This is a genomic window from Sporosalibacterium faouarense (assembly GCF_016765695.1).
Lineage (GTDB): Bacteria > Bacillota > Clostridia > Tissierellales > VENL01 > Sporosalibacterium > Sporosalibacterium faouarense.
Window position 1 is genome coordinate 36586 of the sequence record NZ_JAETGO010000044.1, and the last position, 15798, is coordinate 52383.

Genomic DNA, 15798 nt, shown 5'->3' on the forward strand with positions numbered 1-15798 from the left:
CCCCTTCTCTCTTTTTTATGTCATCTAAATGTTACCATATCGTAATAATTAAAAAAACATTTAGAAATTATTCTAAATGTTTAGTAAATAAAAAAAGTATTGTTATTTTATTATCATTCTTACAAATAAATATTCTAATTTAAATACTTATAAAGATGGCTAGGTCTTCCTACTGAACCGTATTCTACCTCTAGCTTTACTTCACCAATTGATTCTAAATATTCTAAGTATTTTCTTACTGTTACTTTACTTAGTCCCAATTTGTTTGCTACTTCATCACTGGTAAGGTAATCACCTTTCCTTTTCTGCATAAAGGACTTAATCCTAACTAAAGTTTTTCTGTGCAAGCCCTTTTGTAATCTGTTATCTCTTTTATTTTGATCACCCATAGTTATCCTGTCAATATCTCTCTGTTGAATATCATTCTGTTTCTGCAACACTTCTTGTCTATCTAGATAATTCTCCAAAGCATCCTTCAATCGTTCAAATTGAAATGGTTTTATTAGATAATCTACGGCCCCTAGTTTTAATGCTGAATCAATTTTATCTACCTCTTTAGCTGCTGTAACGAGTATTACATCTGTTAATATGTATGACCTTCTCATCTCCTTCAAAAGCCTTAATCCATCCATCTTAGGCATATACACATCTAAAATTACTAAATCAATATTTTTAGACTTTAGAAAATCTAAAGCATCCTTCCCTGTTCTAGCAATTCCTATGACTTTAAAACCCCTTACACTTTCTACATATTTTTTATTTAATTCTGACACCATAGGATCATCTTCAACTATTAAAACATTAATCATTTTTATCCCCCTTTAATAGATTCACAATTACACTTGTTCCTTCATTAATCTTAGATTGAAACTCTATATTTCCATCTAGACTCTTAACTGCTTCCTTAACTAAAAATAACCCAACACCTTTACTTCCCGGCTTAGTAGTGAATCCTTTATCTGATACAATAGCTAAATCTTTATCATCAATTCCGATCCCATTATCTTCTACAATGATTCTTATTTTTTTCTCCTCTTCGGCAATGTTCAAAGATACTCTTTTTTTGTTTTTATTACTCTTGCTTGCTGCTTCTAAAGCATTTTCAATTAAATTACCTAAAATTGTAACTAAAGCACTACTTTTTATCCTGCCATGCTTATTCTCTAATAGAGTAGTATCTTTAATTGTCATTTCTACGCCTAATTCCTTTGCACGACTTATCTTTCCTAATAATAATGCTGCTACTGTAGAATCTTTTATTCTACTATTTATAGTACTCATGATTTGTTGTTGATTCCCTGTAATATCAATTATATATTTCTTAGCTTTCTCTAATTCTTTCAAATGTATAAGCCCCAAAATTACATGTAATTTATTAAGAAATTCATGGGTATTTGCCCTAAGGGCATCCACCATTTGCTTTACTCCAGTTATTTCTTCAGCTAATCTTGTAATCATAGTTTTATCCCTAAAGGTGGCAATGGCTCCTACTACATTGTTATTATCTTTGATTGGTACTCTATTAGTCATTATAAATGTATCATTCATTTGTTGTTCTCTATCATATTCTGCCTCACCAGAATTTAAGACTTCTACAAGCCTACTATTGGGAAATACATCTAATATCTTTTTACCTACTATTTCATCATCTTCCAGCTTAAGAATTTTTATCGCTGACTCATTACATAAAGTTATTTTCTCATCTTCATCAATAGCTATAATCCCCTCATGTATAGCCTCTAGCATCCCCTTATTTTCTAGATAAAGTTGGGCTATTTGATAAGGTTCAAATCCAAGTAAGCTCCTCTTAATATTTTTAGCTAATAGGAAAGCTCCTACAATCCCTATGAAAAGTCCAAAGAACGAAGATAATATTATTGTAAGAATAACTTGATGCTTTGCTTCATTTACACTTTCTGCAAGTGTACCCACTACTACAAAACCTATTTGTTCTTCTTCCCTATTATATATCGGTACAAAAGCTCTAACTGACTTGCCTAAGGTTCCTATGGCTTCTGAAATATATGTTTCTCCTTCTTTTACAACCCTTGTTTCATCTCCACCAACAAACTTTTTGCCTATTCTCTCATGTATGGGGTGAGAGTATCTAGTCCCATTCATATCTGTAACAACAATAAAATCTATTTGATTAATGGAATTTAACATCATATCTACTTGATCTCTAATACTCCAATTAGGATCCTTATTGTCCAATGCATCTCTAATACCAGTAGAGTTAGCAACAATCTGAGCTACATTCATTACATTTGTCTCCACCTTATTCTGAACATTGTTTACAGCCCACTGAGTTACAAAGGCCCCCACTAAAGCTAGTGAAATAAATATAACAGTAATTATTAAAATTATTATTTTAGTTTGTAAACTAACGCCTTTTTTCTTCATATAATTATCTCCTACTCTTTGATAAAAAGTATATAATATATATTTCGATATACTTACTAATTTACCTCTATATTGAACCTATTTTAAAAAATATGAAACTCAAATAAAGCTCCTCTCTAGTTTATTATAATTAGAATTATCTAGAAAGAAGCTTGTCTTTTTTCTTATTTATTTTTCTGATTATCTCTATATGAACAAACTTGATTCTTACCTTTTTGCTTAGCTAGTAATAAGGCCTCATCAGCTTTCTGAATAAGTAATTCTTTATCAAATTCTTCATCTAAATCACTAACACATGCAATTCCTACACTAATAGTAATACGCTTTGGTCCTTTTTCAATTTTATTCCCAAATAAAAAACTATTTTTATTTATCCAATTTTTAACTTGTTTCTTTAAAGAAGGATTCTCTTCTTTATCAATTGCATAAGACTCTTTCTCTCTTTCTCCATCGGTATTTTCAAAGGTTTGTGAAGAAATCTCTTTTTTAAGTCTTTCCATTACTACACTGGCAATCTCAACATCAGTCTCTGGAAAAATAATAATCAATTCATCACCACCATATCGAGCTAGTATATCACTCTCCCTAATACCAGTTTGAAGAATCTTACATACTGTTTTTATAACATAATCTCCAATCATGTGACCATAACTATCATTGTATTTCTTAAAATCATCAATATCAATTATTGCAAGACTTAAATCTCTATTATATCTCTTTGCTCTTTCAATTTCTTTATCAATTGCCTGTTGAAAATACCTATGATTATATATGTCTGTCAAGCTATCCTTTATAGCTAACCCTTCTAATGAACTATGTAATAAGGCATTCTCTATAGATATTGATAGCTGAGAAACAATATTCTCTATAAGGTCATATTCTTCAGATGATAGTGGCTTATTTGTAGCTATGTTTATAGCCCCTACACATTTCTGTTCCGTCTTTATAGGTATAGAATACAAGCTTTTGAATCCTTCCTTCTGACCTTCTACAACTTTAAATTGGGGATCCTGTTTCACATCTTCTATCAATAGTGATTTTTCTTCTTGAAACACTTTTCCAGCTATACCTTCACCTATAGAAAACCTTATATTATTCACCGTTTCTTTTGACAAACCTTGGGATGCCATGACCTCTAGCAGCTGCTTCTCTTCATTGAAAAGCATTATGGAACAGGATACGGCCTTAGTAATATCACAAACCTTCTTTACTCCTGTCTCCATAACTTTATCAATTTGAATATTAGCTGTTATTTGTTGAGTTGTTTCATATAGAGTTACTACATTTTCTTTTTCTTTTCTTAGAACCTCTGTTAGTCTAGTATTATTAATAGCTAATGCTATTTGACTAGATATCATTTTCAAGATTAATAAATCCTTTTCATTAAAATGATTTGTCTCATAGCTTCCTAAGACCAATACTCCTAAATTTTTGTTATATACCTGTAAGGGGATTGTTAATTGTGATCTGCATTCCTCAACACATTTAATATATCTTTTATCATTAGTCACATCGTGTATAAGTAGGGCTTCATCTTCTTGAGCTGCATACCCAGCCAATCCTTCTCCCATACGAAATTTGGTTTTATAGATTGATTTCTTATTTACATTTACTTTAGAAGCTAATTGAAGGTAATTTCCCTCTAATAAATATATCAAACCAAATGATCCTTTTAAATGAGTATTAAGTCGAGCTGTCACTGTATCTAATAACTCTTGTAATGTAGCAGAAGTATGTATAATCAAGGCTGTATCATATAATATTTGATTTTCAAGCCCTATTAAATCAATATATCCATATAGTTTATTAATCATATTAAAGGATAACAGTGGAAGTACAGGATAGCTTGCTTTTCCAAATTTACTTATATTGTTTTTATATATTCTCTCTAATAATAAATATATCTTTTTAAAATTAAATAAAGTATAGATAACAATAAATATAGCAATAAAAGACATTATTAAAAAGACTTTTATTAATAAAAAAGGCCACTCATTAAATTGTGGTACTATATTAAAAATCATCAACATTATTATAACAATTGGAGCTATTACTAGAGAGGAATAAATATAAATTAAAGCTTTTAAAATATTCTTATATATATTCATCTTATTAATTCTTCCTCCTTAAGTTAAAAAAAGGTGTTACTGAAAATTATCTAACCACTCTTTATTTTAACTTATTAGAGTTTTTTTGCAAGTAATATAAGAACATTATCAATATTCCTTTATATGGGAAAACTCAATTAAAACTTAGTAGATTACCTACTCTTGTGCTTATTTTCTACCTATATTATCAAGTGTTACTATAAATATATTTTTATTTCATATTTAAATGTATCTGATAAGAATGTAGCCCCTTGGACAAAATAATAAGAATATAATTGATTCTGTTTAATTTTATTTTATGGAGGAGTAATATGATATTTTTAATAAGCTCTATTATAATCTTCAATTTAATAGCTATTTTTATGCCTAAATATATAACAAAATACGAAATCTTCACTACAATTTTATTTGCTCTATTATTCCAAACTTTAACTGATGTATTTTTAAATGGAAAGTATCATTTATATTATTACTTCTCAATAGAAATAAATTGGATTTCTCTAATTCCAATGTTTGGTCTTTACCCAGCATTTAATACAATATATTTAAACTATTATGTATTAAAGGATAAGTGGACAACTAAAGTTTGGTATATTTTAAGATGGGTGCTTTTTAGCCTAGCATTTGAAGGACTATCAGTTCAAGCAGGATATTTTTCCTACAATGGATGGAAACTTTGGTATTCAGCTTTATGTTATCCAATCATATATGTGATTCTAGCTTTTTCCTTACATATTACTCAGAGTTTAACAAAATATGATCTATAGTTAAGCTAGAAAACTCTATTGTGATATACTATCTAAACTTTTCAGGTCTAGTCACCTTCATACTTAAAATATGCCCACAATTTGTACAAATATCCGCTATAATTGCCGACCCCATTGATAAAGTCTTATAAGCAGGCATCATTGAAGCATAGCCTGATAATTTTCCTTTACTAATCTCCTTACAACCACACTCTGGACATTCTTTATTTCTCTCCATCTAAATCCCTCCAATAACAATTCATATTTATAATTTACATAATTATATTTCATATTCTATCTTTTAATGCTAGTTTAACATATAAATATTAGTTTTATTATTTTAAATCACTTTACTATAGAATCAACATAGGATATTTGAGTTAAGTTAAAGAATTACTCAGTAGATGATTAAAAGGCATAATTTCTTAAATAAAAATTATGCCTTTTAGCTTACAGATTGCTACTTATTTTTTTAGATTTTATTTCATACCTAGACTTAAAAACTATTTTCTTTAATTTTTAATACATCTAATATGGCTTTTGACACACCATTTTCTTCATTTGTAGTGGTAACAAAATCACATTGCTCTTTAATTTTCTCACTAGCATTTCCCATGGCTACTGACCTACCTACCTTCTGAAACATCGACAGATCATTGTAATTATCACCTATAGCCATGGTATTATCTAAAGAAATTCCTCGTTCTTTTACAAAGGCTTCTAGGGCTTCTCCTTTTTGCGCCTCTAGAGTATTGATTTCTATATTATGTATAGCCGATGAACTAATAGCTATTCCATTTATTTTTTCTAATAAAATCTTCATATCAGCTAGAGCTTTCTTATTCAAAGAAAATGCTAAAATCTTATATATTTTAATATTCATATCATTAAGAATATTATCAAAAGAATCTACTTTTTTTAAAAACTCAGCTCTTTCACTTATGCCTTTCCCTAGTCTACCCTTACTAGTGTTAACATTTGCACTTGCTGCTATATCTGCAAACATTTCTATACCTTTTTCTATATCTGTCGTGAATAGCCCTTTATCTGAAAATACTTCAAAATACATTTTTTCTTCCATTAAAGTATCCACTACATCTGTAGCTAACTTTTTACTAAAGAAATTTATATTAATAATTTCTCCGTTGGGTGATCTAACTTCTGCTCCATTAACACATATACAATGACATTTAATCCCAGCTTTTTCTAATATATATATTGATTCAGGATATGACCTTCCTGTAGCAATCACAACCTCTATACCAATAGACTGTGCTTTCTTTATTGCGTGAATATTTTCAGTTGATATTTCATGCTTTCCATTTAATAATGTGCCATCCATATCTATTGCTATACATTGAATCATTTCATCACTTCCTATCTAACTTATACCTTTTCTATTCTCCAAAATTATTATCTACTAAAGTCTCTAATGCTTTAATTGCTTGCGTTTCATCTTCACCTTCAGCTTGAAAGGTAATATTATCTCCTTTTTGTGCACCCATGCTCAATATTCCCATAATACTCTTTGCATTATACTCTTTTTCTCCCTTGATTAACTTGATTTGCGATTTGAATTTTGCTGCTTCTTTTACTAATAAACTTGCTGGTCTTGCGTGTATACCTGATTTATTTTTTAATGTCACATCTAAACTTATCATTATAACTCTCCTTTCTAGTTCTTCTTAAATTATACACTCAAATACTATATATTTTCAACTTTCTAAAACTTTATATCCATGATTAATATGAACAAAATAGTAATTCCTATAAATCACTTCAAAAAAAATTTCTTATAAAAAACGAAGATGAAAATAATTCTACACCTTTTCACCTTCGTCTAAAACCCCTTACTTTACTATTCTATCCCCACAGAAAAGTAAATGGCTCCCAATTCTCTATTCTTTTTATAAATCCTTTTAAGCTTTAAAGCAAAATCCTTCTCATCTTCTTCTGTAGTATTTTTAAAATATAACTTCATACCTTTAGTTTTTAAATATACTAATCCTTCTTGTTCAGCAACTTTTCGAAAAACTTCTTTTTTTAAAGGTGTATTTATAACTATCATATTGACACTCCTTTATACGATCCAGTTTCCTATTTAGCCATAATTTTTAAAACCTTTAACTTAATTGATTTCTCAATCTATTCCTCAAACAAGCTAGCTCCATTTGTTGAGATTACTTTTTTATACCAATCAAATGATTTCTTTCTTATCCTCTCAAAGGTTCCATTACCATAATCATCACAATCAACATAAACAAATCCGTATCGTTTACTCATCTGCTTTGTTGATTCAGAAACTAAATCTATGCACCCCCAGGATGTATATCCTAACAAATCTACTCCATCATACTCTATTGCATCCAACATCGCTTTAAAATGTGCATCGAAATAATCAATTCGATACTGATCATCAATCGTCCCATCCTCTTTCACAATATCTTTAGCACCCAACCCATTTTCCACTATAAATAAGGGTTTACGATATCTATCATATAAATCAATTAAAGAAATTCTTAGACCTAAAGGATCTATTTGCCATCCCCAATCAGATGAAGAAAGGTATGGATTTTCATATGCGGTACTATTGTTTCCAACTGCCTCTTTTAAGCCTTCTCTTGGTTCTGCAGCACACAAAGATGAATAATAGGAAAATGATACAAAATCAACTGGATATTTCTTTATAATTTCATCATCTCCAGATTCTTTAACTATATTAATTCCTCTATTTTTAAATCGAGCTAATAAATAGGATGGATATTCGCCAAACACTTGGGTGTCACCATAACAATAAGTGCTACGCATATTCTGCTGAGCTATTAGTACATCTTCTGGTCTACAGGAGTATGGATAAATTGTTTTCTTAGTTAACATACATCCAACCATAGAGTCCGGGATTATTTCATGGCATATTTTAGTAGCTAGTGCCGATGCTACAAATTGATGGTGCATAGCCTGAAAAATTACTTCTTCAAAGTTTTTCCCAGAAAATCTATCTTCGATTAGCCCTCCTGTGGTATATGGATGTCGTATTATAGAGTCAATCTCATTAAATGTTAACCAGTATTTTACTTTATCCTTATAACGCCTACAAATTGTCTCTACAAATTTAGTAAACATACCAATCAATTCTCTCGAGTACCATCCATCATAATTTAGTACCAAATTAACAGGAGGCTCATAGTGAGACATAGTTACTAATGGTTCTATTCCATACTTCTCAAGCTCTTCAAAAACTTTATCATAAAATTGCAGACCTTCCTCATTTGGTTCACTATCATCTCCATTTGGAAAGATACGTGACCATGCGATAGACATTCTGAAACACTTAAAGCCCATTTCTGCAAGTAGAGCAATATCTTCCTTGTAATGATGATAGAAGTCTGAACCTCTTCTTTTAGGGTAATAAACTGTATCTTCTGTTTCTAACGCTTTTAAAACATCCTCTGTTGTCACCGCATTTTGTCGTTTATAATCCTTAACATCTATGTCCAAGTGGGATCTAGCACAGTCGGCAACGGAGATTCCTTTTCCTCCTTCTTTCCAAGCGCCTTCAAATTGATTTGCAGCAGTAGCACCACCCCATAGAAAACCTTTAGGAAATTCTCTTTTACTCATATACATACCTCCTAATACAAATTCTTAGTCTCATTTTTTAAATAAGTTCAATTATATTATTTTTCTTTTTTTAATACTAAAGGATATATGTTGAAACATATATCCTTTAGTATGTTTTTTTAAAGTATCAGATTTACAAGTTTAGAAATCAACATAATAAATATGAAAGTCCACAGATATTTCTCAACTTTATTAAAAGTTGAATCCTTATACCATACCCTGTATATACCATATGGTGCTAAAAACATTAAGCATAAGTAAGTAATAATTCTCTTTTTTGAAAATATCCTCTTAAATTGCATAGTGCTTTGCTCTCTTTTTGCTGCATCTAATCTTTCTAGTTCTTCCATCTTAATTCTATTTCTCTCACTCATATTCTCTTTATTAAATATTGATTTGAAATACTTTGTCTTTCTGACTTTTTTATTACTTTCATTTCTAATGGCTTGATTATTCATTCTATCTGTAATCACTCCCATTTTATAAATTCATACTGAATATTTGATTTGCTCCTTAAGCAACTTCTTCTACTTCATCATTTTCTGCCTGTCTATTAGCTGCAAGAATAAATGGTGTGTATATAGCTGCAGATATTAAAACAACTAAAATCTGTGTAACAACTGCTCCAATACTTCCCCCAGAAGCCAAGAATGCCTGAATACCTAATGGTGTTGTCCACGGTGCGTTAACAACTAAACGACCAGCAAAACCAATAGAAGTCATAAAATAAGCAAATGCTGAAGTTATAACTGGTGTAAGCATAAATGGAATCGCAAGTAATGGATTTAATACAATTGGAAGACCAAATATAAGTGGTTCATTAATATTAAAGATACCGCATGGAATTGCTAGCTTTCCAATGGTTCTATAATCCTTTCTCTTAGAAAATAAGAATATTGCAATAAGTAGTCCACCAGTTACACCTGCTCCTGTTACTATTGCATAGTTGTTTAAAAATGGTCTGCTAATAATATTAGGAATTGCCTGTCCTGCCGCATATGCTGCTTCATTTTGAGCTAATGCTGCTATTAATATTGGCTCAGATACAGCTTTTAATGTCTGAGTTCCATGAATACCAAATATCCATAGTAATGTGGTCATAAAAACAAAGAACATAAATCCTGGTAATCCAGTTAAAACATTACTAAGAGGTGCTTGAACAAATTTTGCAATAGCATCAAATAAGGACATACCTACAATCATTTCAAATACCATACCAATACCCGAAATAGCTAATATAGTAATTGCAGCTGGAAATAAAATTTCAAATGATCTTGCTACGTTGGCAGGCACACTATCGGGCATATTTATTGCGAGCTTCTTACTTTTAACCAGTCTACAATATATCTCTGTGGCAGCAATAGCAGAAAACATACCTACAAATAATCCTTGTGCATTTGTATAACTGCTTGATAATATATTTGAGACAGTAATTGCTTCACCACTACCAGAGCTTGTTATTACTATAGTTGTTGCACATAAGGATATATATGCTCCTAATGCAATTAGTGGAAGTCCCTTATCTTTAATCCCATAGGATTCACCTAATTCATTGGCTAAGAGAATTACTATACCAATGGCTAAAAAGTTCATTGTCGCATAATTTGCCGCTGTAAACATTGGTTGAATATTTTCTAGAAATCCCATGCCAGGAATATTTGCAATACTCATAAACCCTTCTTTTGTACTAGTAACAACATTAGTGAATAACGTACAGAATGATCCAATAATAATTATTGGTAGCAAATTCATGAAACTGTTTCTAATTGCAGCGAGATGACGTTGTCCATTCATCGTAGTTGCAACTGCTAACATACCATTCATAAATTTTTCTTTCATTATTAACTCTCCCCTTTAATAAATTTAATTTTACTTAATAAAATTGCATATAATAAAGCTCCTTACTAATCTCCTAATAATTTCTTAGCAGATTCTAAAACTCCTTTGCCATCCATTCTTCCATACATTAACATATCAATTACCATAACTTTTTTTTCTGGATATTGCTTTTTTATCTTCTTCTCATTAAAACGTATTTGTGGTCCCAATAAGATAATATCTGCATCCGGTGCCTTCTGTGACAATGATGCAAGGTTATGAGCTTCTATTTTGCAATCATACCCCTCTTTTTCTGCTACTTTTTCCATCTTATTTACCAATAAACTGGTTGACATACCTTGTGAACAAAATAGAACTATTTTTTTCATTGCGATAATCTCCTTCCATTTTTGAATTACAATTTTTTAGAAACAAGCTCATATAGGTTAATAAATTGTTCAGCCATATCTCTAGCTGTTACAGCCATAGAAAAATGATCTTGAGCGTGGACTAGAATGATATTAACATCTACTTTATTCCCTTTTGCTTCTTGATTTATCATACTTGTTTGGCAGTCATGGGCTTCTGTCATTTTTTCTTCAGATAGTTTCAAGTATTTTCTTGCCTGTTCAAATTTAAATTCTTTTGCTTCTTCAATTGCCATCATTGCATAATTTTTTGCATCACCTGCCTTTATAATCATATCGAAAGCTACCTGATATTTTTCATCATTGTTGTCTTTCATCTAATTCCCCTCCCAGTTGATTTTCTAGTCTACTTAAGATTTCTATCAAGCTTTCATAACTGCTATTGCTAATCAATTCATTAATACAATTCTCACTTAACAACAATTTGGATGTAACTTTATAAAACTCTTTAATATCCTGTGACACACTATCTTGAATTGAAACCAGAAATACTACTCTAACTTTTTGGTCTTCATCCCATAAAATATCTTTTTTCAATACACATACACAAACAAAGCTATCTTTTGTCAATGCTTTATAGGGATGGGGCATTGATATCCTATTTCCAAAGGATGTCTTTGCTAACCTTTCTCTCTTCATAACTGCTTGGTAAAACTCCTTTGGAACAGACCGCCTCTTTGAAATCTTATGACACATATATTTAATTACTTCTTCTTTTCTATTTAAATCCACATTACTAAAAAACAGATTTTCTGGATAATATTGTGCTATTTTACTCTTCTGTTTAGACTTCAAAAACTGTCTCATTTCATATATATCTTCATCATTCATAAAGAAATTCACTTCATAAACTGGTATAGGAACAGGCTCATTAATTGGAACAGTAGTGAATATATAATCAAATTTCGAATAATCAACCTTTCCTACTGACCTTAAGTCACATGTATGCACTGCTTCAATATAATTTCTAAAGGTTTCCTTTAATTTAAATACAAGTAGTCTAGCACTACCAACCCCTGAAGAGCATACTAATAAAATAGTTTTCTTCTTAATTTGTGTCCTTTGTCTCTCAAGTGCCAAAGCAAATGATAGTCCAATATATCCTATCTCGTCATCATCTAATTCCTTGCATAGTCGTTGCTTGATAACTACACATGCTTGTGATGCCATTATATATGCCAAGCTATAACGCTCTCTAATTTCATTAAGGATAGGATTTTTCATTCTCATTCCATATTTTATTCTTACAGTTAGTGGTACCAAATGCTGTCCTAATGACATAATTAGTTCTAAATCGTTTCTAAAATCTATACGGAAAACTTGATAGACTTCTTCTAGCATGTCTTTTACCAGCTCACTAATTTTACTATTAATTACAATATTTCTACTATCGTCATTCTTACTTTTAGCAATTTTTTTCCCTGCCAAATGTATTGCCAAATACTCTATTTCCTCTTTAGGAAATTCTATAGAGAATTGTTCCCCTATTTTCTCTGTGCATTTTTTTGCTAATTTATACTCCTCGTCTCCTACATATCTATCATTCTCTGTATGTAGGGAAAACACATATTTCCCCTCTCGTATTCTTTTCATAGCAATATACATATGAATTATTAAATTCTCTATTGCAATGTCTGAGATAGCATAGGTTTCATGTTCAAAGCATTCCATTATGCAATTTTCAATTAAGCTAATCTTTCTTTTCTCTTCATCATCAAATAAGAGAGAATTTCTTGTATTTCTTTTTTCAATACATTCAGCAATACATAACCTAATCTGGAATTCATCCCCTATAGCTCTCATCCCATGATAGGGTTTTCTCTCTATTGTAATATTGTACTGATTTAGAATTTCTTCTGCTTTTTTCAAATCGTTTGTTAACGTTTTCTTGCATACACACAACATATCGCTCAAATCTTCTTTTTTCACATACTCTTTACTATTGAGAAAAAACTCCAAGAGAAATTGAACACGTTCTGCAGGAGAACTTGGAATATTTGAGTGATTTTTAGTTAAAAGTTGATTAAATTTCTTTAGATCATAAACTTCAAGCTTAGATCCACAACCATGTTTTGTAATTATTCTTGCACCATTATCTAACAAATCACTATGCAGTTGCTTTAATAAATTTCTTACTGTTTTTGTGCTTAAATCTAATTTTTCCGCCAAACTTCCTGCCGTTTGGTAATCGTCCTGTGATAACAAGCTTAGCAGATTCGTCAATCTATCACTTAGCATAGGACATCTCCTCTCTTCTTCCAAACGTGAAGACTATAAAAGTACTTTTATAAAATTAACTGATTTTTCAAAATATTTGGTCTAATATTTTATATATAAATGTTACCATCAGAGCTTTACCATATCAATTACTATTTTTTCTACATAGAAAGTGGTAATATTATTCCTTATTCTTAAATTAATTTCACTAAATCCAATAAAACCCTTGAATTTAGCTGGTTATTTATTGAGTAAATTGCATATTTATGAATTAAAATTATCTACATAGTTCTTTTAATAAATAAAAAAACATGACTTCATTATTCAGAAATCATGCTTAATATACAAATAATTACTTTTTTTATTATTAAAAACTAAATCCGAGGTATCCTCCCTCGGATTTTAATTTCTTACTTTTCATAACTTAACATTCTACTAATAATTTCTTTTCTTACCTCTTCTATAGCTTCAAAGTCCATATTTGGTACATAGCTTTCTTCTATACCATCATGGTTTTTCTTAGCCTTAGCAAATTCTTTAGATGCTATAGCTACTAAATCAAGGAAAATCTTTTTATCTTCTTCAATATCTTCTTTGTATACTTCTAATTTACCTTGATCTATATATTGATCTAAGTTGATTTCTTCAGCATTAAACATAGTAGCTAATTTACTTGTAGTAAGTCCGATATTTAACTCTTTTATTATTACAGTTTCTATTTTTTCAGGAACTAAAGGAGTATGATATACTTCTACATCTATACCTCTAATAATCGCTTCATTATAAACTTTCTCTAAAAGTTTTGATTTCCCAGTTCCAATTTCACCTGTAATGTAATATGTTTTATTAAGGTCTTCTAGCAAAGTATCAGTATACTCATGCCATCCTGTTGGTGTGTAAGCACTACCGAACAAGTGTCTGTCTTTTCCAGTAGTTGGTGATATCCAAGCATTTTCAAAAATATCACTAATAAGATTATATATTGCAACATTTACTTGACCAATTTCTAATGCTTCTTCTACCTTCCAAGCAATATCATCTTTTATTAGCTTAGCAGCAGCTAGATATTTATAAGCTCTTCTATAAAACTTACCATTTCTCTCTATACCCTCAAGGATTACTTCTTTATTTGCTTCCATCTTCTCCACATCCCAATAATCTCCTAAGTGGATAATCTCATCTACCGCTCCTGGATTTTTGGGGTCGACAACATGTCAAGGTGTCTCATAAACACAAACTATTAGCATGCCACGTGATGATTAAAATTATACATTTTAGGTTCCCTTGGTATAGAGCCTGTGTATCACCATATATACGAGTTTGGAACTACTTCCCTTTTTGGCTTCTTTTTTTGCTGCTAATTTTGATTGAACCTTGTCTCCCAATTTTTCAATCATCCTATGGGAAGGTCCAATAATTTCTTCTATATTTAAATAAGCCTTACAGGTCCTTTATTTTCCCTATAACTGCATTTGTAAATTCAGTAGTAGATAACTTTCCCCCAATATCTATTGTGCATTTTTCTTTATCTTTAAGTACCTCTTCTAAGGCTTTTTCAATTTTAGATGCAGCTTCAAATTCTTTTATATATTTTAGCAGCATAACACCTGAAAGTATGGCTGATGTTGGATTTGCAATATTTTTACCTGCTATATCAGGAGCTGATCCATGAACAGGTTCAAATATAGCACAGTTCTCTCCTATATTCCCACTAGGGGCAATACCTAATCCTCCTATTAATCCGGCACCTAAATCAGATAAAATATCTCCATAAAGATTGGGTGCCACAATAACAGAATAGTCCTTTGGATTCATAACCATTTTCATTGCCATAGCATCTACTATTACATCTTCAAATTCAATATCCTTATAATTACTCGATACTTCAGCACCTGACTTTAAAAACAATCCATCAGAAAACTTCATAATATTTGCTTTGTGTACTAGTGTAACCTTATTTCTCTTTTCTTGTCTTGCAAGGTCAAAGGCAAAGTTACATATTTTCAAACTAGCTTCTTTAGTTATTATCTTTATGCTTTCTGCCACATCTTTAGTAACCATATACTCTATACCCTTATATAAGTCTTCTGTATTCTCCCTTACAATGACCAAATCCACGCCATTATGTAAAGAATCTATACCATCAAAAGATTTAATAGGTCTTACATTGGCAAATAGTTTGAAATGTTGTCTTAGGGCAACATTTATACTCCTAAATCCCACTCCTACCGGAGTAGTAAGAGGCCCTTTTAAAGCAATCTTATTCTTTTCAATACTCTTTAAAGTTTCCTCGGGTAGTGGATTGCCATATTTTTCATTAGCTAAAAGTCCCGCTTCTTGTACATCCCAAGTAATTTTTGCCCCAGTTGCCTCTATTATTTTTGTTGTTGCATCTATAATACCTTTTCCTATTCCATCTCCAGGAATCAAAGTAATTATTCTTTCCAAAATATCACC

At 30.7% G+C, this 15798-nt stretch carries 16 protein-coding genes; 1 reads left to right on the plus strand and 15 read right to left on the minus strand.

Annotated elements, in window-relative coordinates; all coding sequences use genetic code 11:
• Positions 1–134 precede the first annotated feature (134 nt).
• The 3 genes from JMO20_RS08905 to JMO20_RS08915 all read right to left on the minus strand — a co-directional run bounded on the left by JMO20_RS08905 (position 135) and on the right by JMO20_RS08915 (position 4511).
• A complete protein-coding gene (locus JMO20_RS08905) occupies positions 135–809 on the minus strand; it encodes a response regulator (RefSeq protein ID WP_202709230.1) in 675 nt (224 codons plus the stop codon).
• A complete protein-coding gene (gene dcuS, locus JMO20_RS08910) occupies positions 802–2403 on the minus strand; it encodes a DcuS/MalK family sensor histidine kinase (RefSeq protein ID WP_202709231.1) in 1602 nt (533 codons plus the stop codon). Before dcuS ends, JMO20_RS08905 begins: the two co-directional genes overlap by 8 nt.
• Positions 2404–2567: 164 nt before the next feature.
• Complete coding sequence (locus tag JMO20_RS08915; protein ID WP_202709232.1) at positions 2568–4511, minus strand: diguanylate cyclase; 1944 nt, start codon at positions 4509–4511, stop codon at positions 2568–2570.
• 311 nt (positions 4512–4822) lie between these two features.
• Here JMO20_RS08915 and JMO20_RS08920 point away from each other — a divergent pair, with 311 nt between their 5' ends.
• Positions 4823–5278: a CBO0543 family protein gene (locus JMO20_RS08920; RefSeq protein ID WP_202709233.1), complete on the plus strand. Its 456-nt coding sequence runs from the start codon at positions 4823–4825 to the stop codon at positions 5276–5278.
• A 28-nt stretch (positions 5279–5306) separates the two neighbouring features.
• On the opposite strand, the gene JMO20_RS08925 is transcribed toward JMO20_RS08920, so the two are convergent.
• From JMO20_RS08925 to JMO20_RS08980, 12 genes are all read right to left on the minus strand, one after another.
• Entirely contained in the window at positions 5307–5495 is a 189-nt protein-coding gene (locus JMO20_RS08925) for a transcription initiation factor TFIIIB (RefSeq protein WP_202709234.1), read from the minus strand.
• 258 nt (positions 5496–5753) lie between these two features.
• Positions 5754–6623, minus strand: coding sequence for an HAD family hydrolase (locus JMO20_RS08930; RefSeq protein WP_202709235.1), 870 nt, complete (start codon positions 6621–6623; stop codon positions 5754–5756).
• Positions 6624–6654: 31 nt separating this feature from the next.
• Entirely contained in the window at positions 6655–6918 is a 264-nt protein-coding gene (locus JMO20_RS08935) for an HPr family phosphocarrier protein (protein ID WP_202709236.1), read from the minus strand.
• A 197-nt stretch (positions 6919–7115) separates the two neighbouring features.
• Complete coding sequence (locus tag JMO20_RS08940) at positions 7116–7325, minus strand: hypothetical protein (protein ID WP_202709237.1); 210 nt, start codon at positions 7323–7325, stop codon at positions 7116–7118.
• Between the two features lie 77 nt (positions 7326–7402).
• Positions 7403–8878 carry a glycoside hydrolase family 1 protein gene (locus JMO20_RS08945; protein ID WP_279380086.1) on the minus strand — a complete coding sequence of 492 codons (1476 nt, stop codon included), beginning with the start codon at positions 8876–8878 and terminating at the stop codon, positions 7403–7405.
• 119 nt (positions 8879–8997) lie between these two features.
• The gene (locus JMO20_RS08950; RefSeq protein WP_202709239.1) at positions 8998–9357 is read right to left on the minus strand and encodes a hypothetical protein; all 360 of its coding nucleotides are present in this window, start codon (positions 9355–9357) and stop codon (positions 8998–9000) included.
• Positions 9358–9391: 34 nt separating this feature from the next.
• Positions 9392–10717, minus strand: coding sequence for a PTS sugar transporter subunit IIC (locus tag JMO20_RS08955; RefSeq protein ID WP_202709240.1), 1326 nt, complete (start codon positions 10715–10717; stop codon positions 9392–9394).
• 65 nt (positions 10718–10782) lie between these two features.
• The gene (locus JMO20_RS08960) at positions 10783–11085 is read right to left on the minus strand and encodes a PTS sugar transporter subunit IIB (RefSeq protein ID WP_207753474.1); all 303 of its coding nucleotides are present in this window, start codon (positions 11083–11085) and stop codon (positions 10783–10785) included.
• A gap of 26 nt (positions 11086–11111) precedes the next feature.
• Positions 11112–11441: a PTS sugar transporter subunit IIA gene (locus JMO20_RS08965; protein WP_202709241.1), complete on the minus strand. Its 330-nt coding sequence runs from the start codon at positions 11439–11441 to the stop codon at positions 11112–11114.
• On the minus strand, positions 11425–13362 hold the full coding sequence (locus JMO20_RS08970) for a BglG family transcription antiterminator (RefSeq protein WP_202709242.1): 1938 nt from the start codon (positions 13360–13362) through the stop codon (positions 11425–11427). The genes JMO20_RS08965 and JMO20_RS08970 overlap by 17 nt, the downstream gene beginning before the upstream one ends.
• A gap of 389 nt (positions 13363–13751) precedes the next feature.
• On the minus strand, positions 13752–14480 hold the full coding sequence (locus JMO20_RS08975) for an ATP-binding protein (protein WP_243414695.1): 729 nt from the start codon (positions 14478–14480) through the stop codon (positions 13752–13754).
• A 301-nt stretch (positions 14481–14781) separates the two neighbouring features.
• Entirely contained in the window at positions 14782–15789 is a 1008-nt protein-coding gene (locus tag JMO20_RS08980) for an isocitrate/isopropylmalate dehydrogenase family protein (protein ID WP_202709243.1), read from the minus strand.
• Positions 15790–15798 lie beyond the last annotated feature (9 nt).

Coding starts and splice junctions, on each gene's coding strand:
- JMO20_RS08945 (WP_279380086.1), bottom strand. CDS start 8,878: ATGAGTAAAAGAGAATTTCCTAAAGGTTTTCTATGGGGTGGTGCTACT.
- JMO20_RS08930 (WP_202709235.1), bottom strand. CDS start 6,623: ATGATTCAATGTATAGCAATAGATATGGATGGCACATTATTAAATGGA.
- JMO20_RS08965 (WP_202709241.1), bottom strand. CDS start 11,441: ATGAAAGACAACAATGATGAAAAATATCAGGTAGCTTTCGATATGATT.
- JMO20_RS08940 (WP_202709237.1), bottom strand. CDS start 7,325: ATGATAGTTATAAATACACCTTTAAAAAAAGAAGTTTTTCGAAAAGTT.
- JMO20_RS08950 (WP_202709239.1), bottom strand. CDS start 9,357: ATGGGAGTGATTACAGATAGAATGAATAATCAAGCCATTAGAAATGAA.
- JMO20_RS08975 (WP_243414695.1), bottom strand. CDS start 14,480: ATGGAAGCAAATAAAGAAGTAATCCTTGAGGGTATAGAGAGAAATGGT.
- JMO20_RS08925 (WP_202709234.1), bottom strand. CDS start 5,495: ATGGAGAGAAATAAAGAATGTCCAGAGTGTGGTTGTAAGGAGATTAGT.
- JMO20_RS08955 (WP_202709240.1), bottom strand. CDS start 10,717: ATGAAAGAAAAATTTATGAATGGTATGTTAGCAGTTGCAACTACGATG.
- dcuS (WP_202709231.1), bottom strand. CDS start 2,403: ATGAAGAAAAAAGGCGTTAGTTTACAAACTAAAATAATAATTTTAATA.
- JMO20_RS08970 (WP_202709242.1), bottom strand. CDS start 13,362: ATGCTAAGTGATAGATTGACGAATCTGCTAAGCTTGTTATCACAGGAC.
- JMO20_RS08935 (WP_202709236.1), bottom strand. CDS start 6,918: ATGATAAGTTTAGATGTGACATTAAAAAATAAATCAGGTATACACGCA.
- JMO20_RS08915 (WP_202709232.1), bottom strand. CDS start 4,511: ATGAATATATATAAGAATATTTTAAAAGCTTTAATTTATATTTATTCC.
- JMO20_RS08960 (WP_207753474.1), bottom strand. CDS start 11,085: ATGAAAAAAATAGTTCTATTTTGTTCACAAGGTATGTCAACCAGTTTA.
- JMO20_RS08905 (WP_202709230.1), bottom strand. CDS start 809: ATGATTAATGTTTTAATAGTTGAAGATGATCCTATGGTGTCAGAATTA.
- JMO20_RS08920 (WP_202709233.1), top strand. CDS start 4,823: ATGATATTTTTAATAAGCTCTATTATAATCTTCAATTTAATAGCTATT.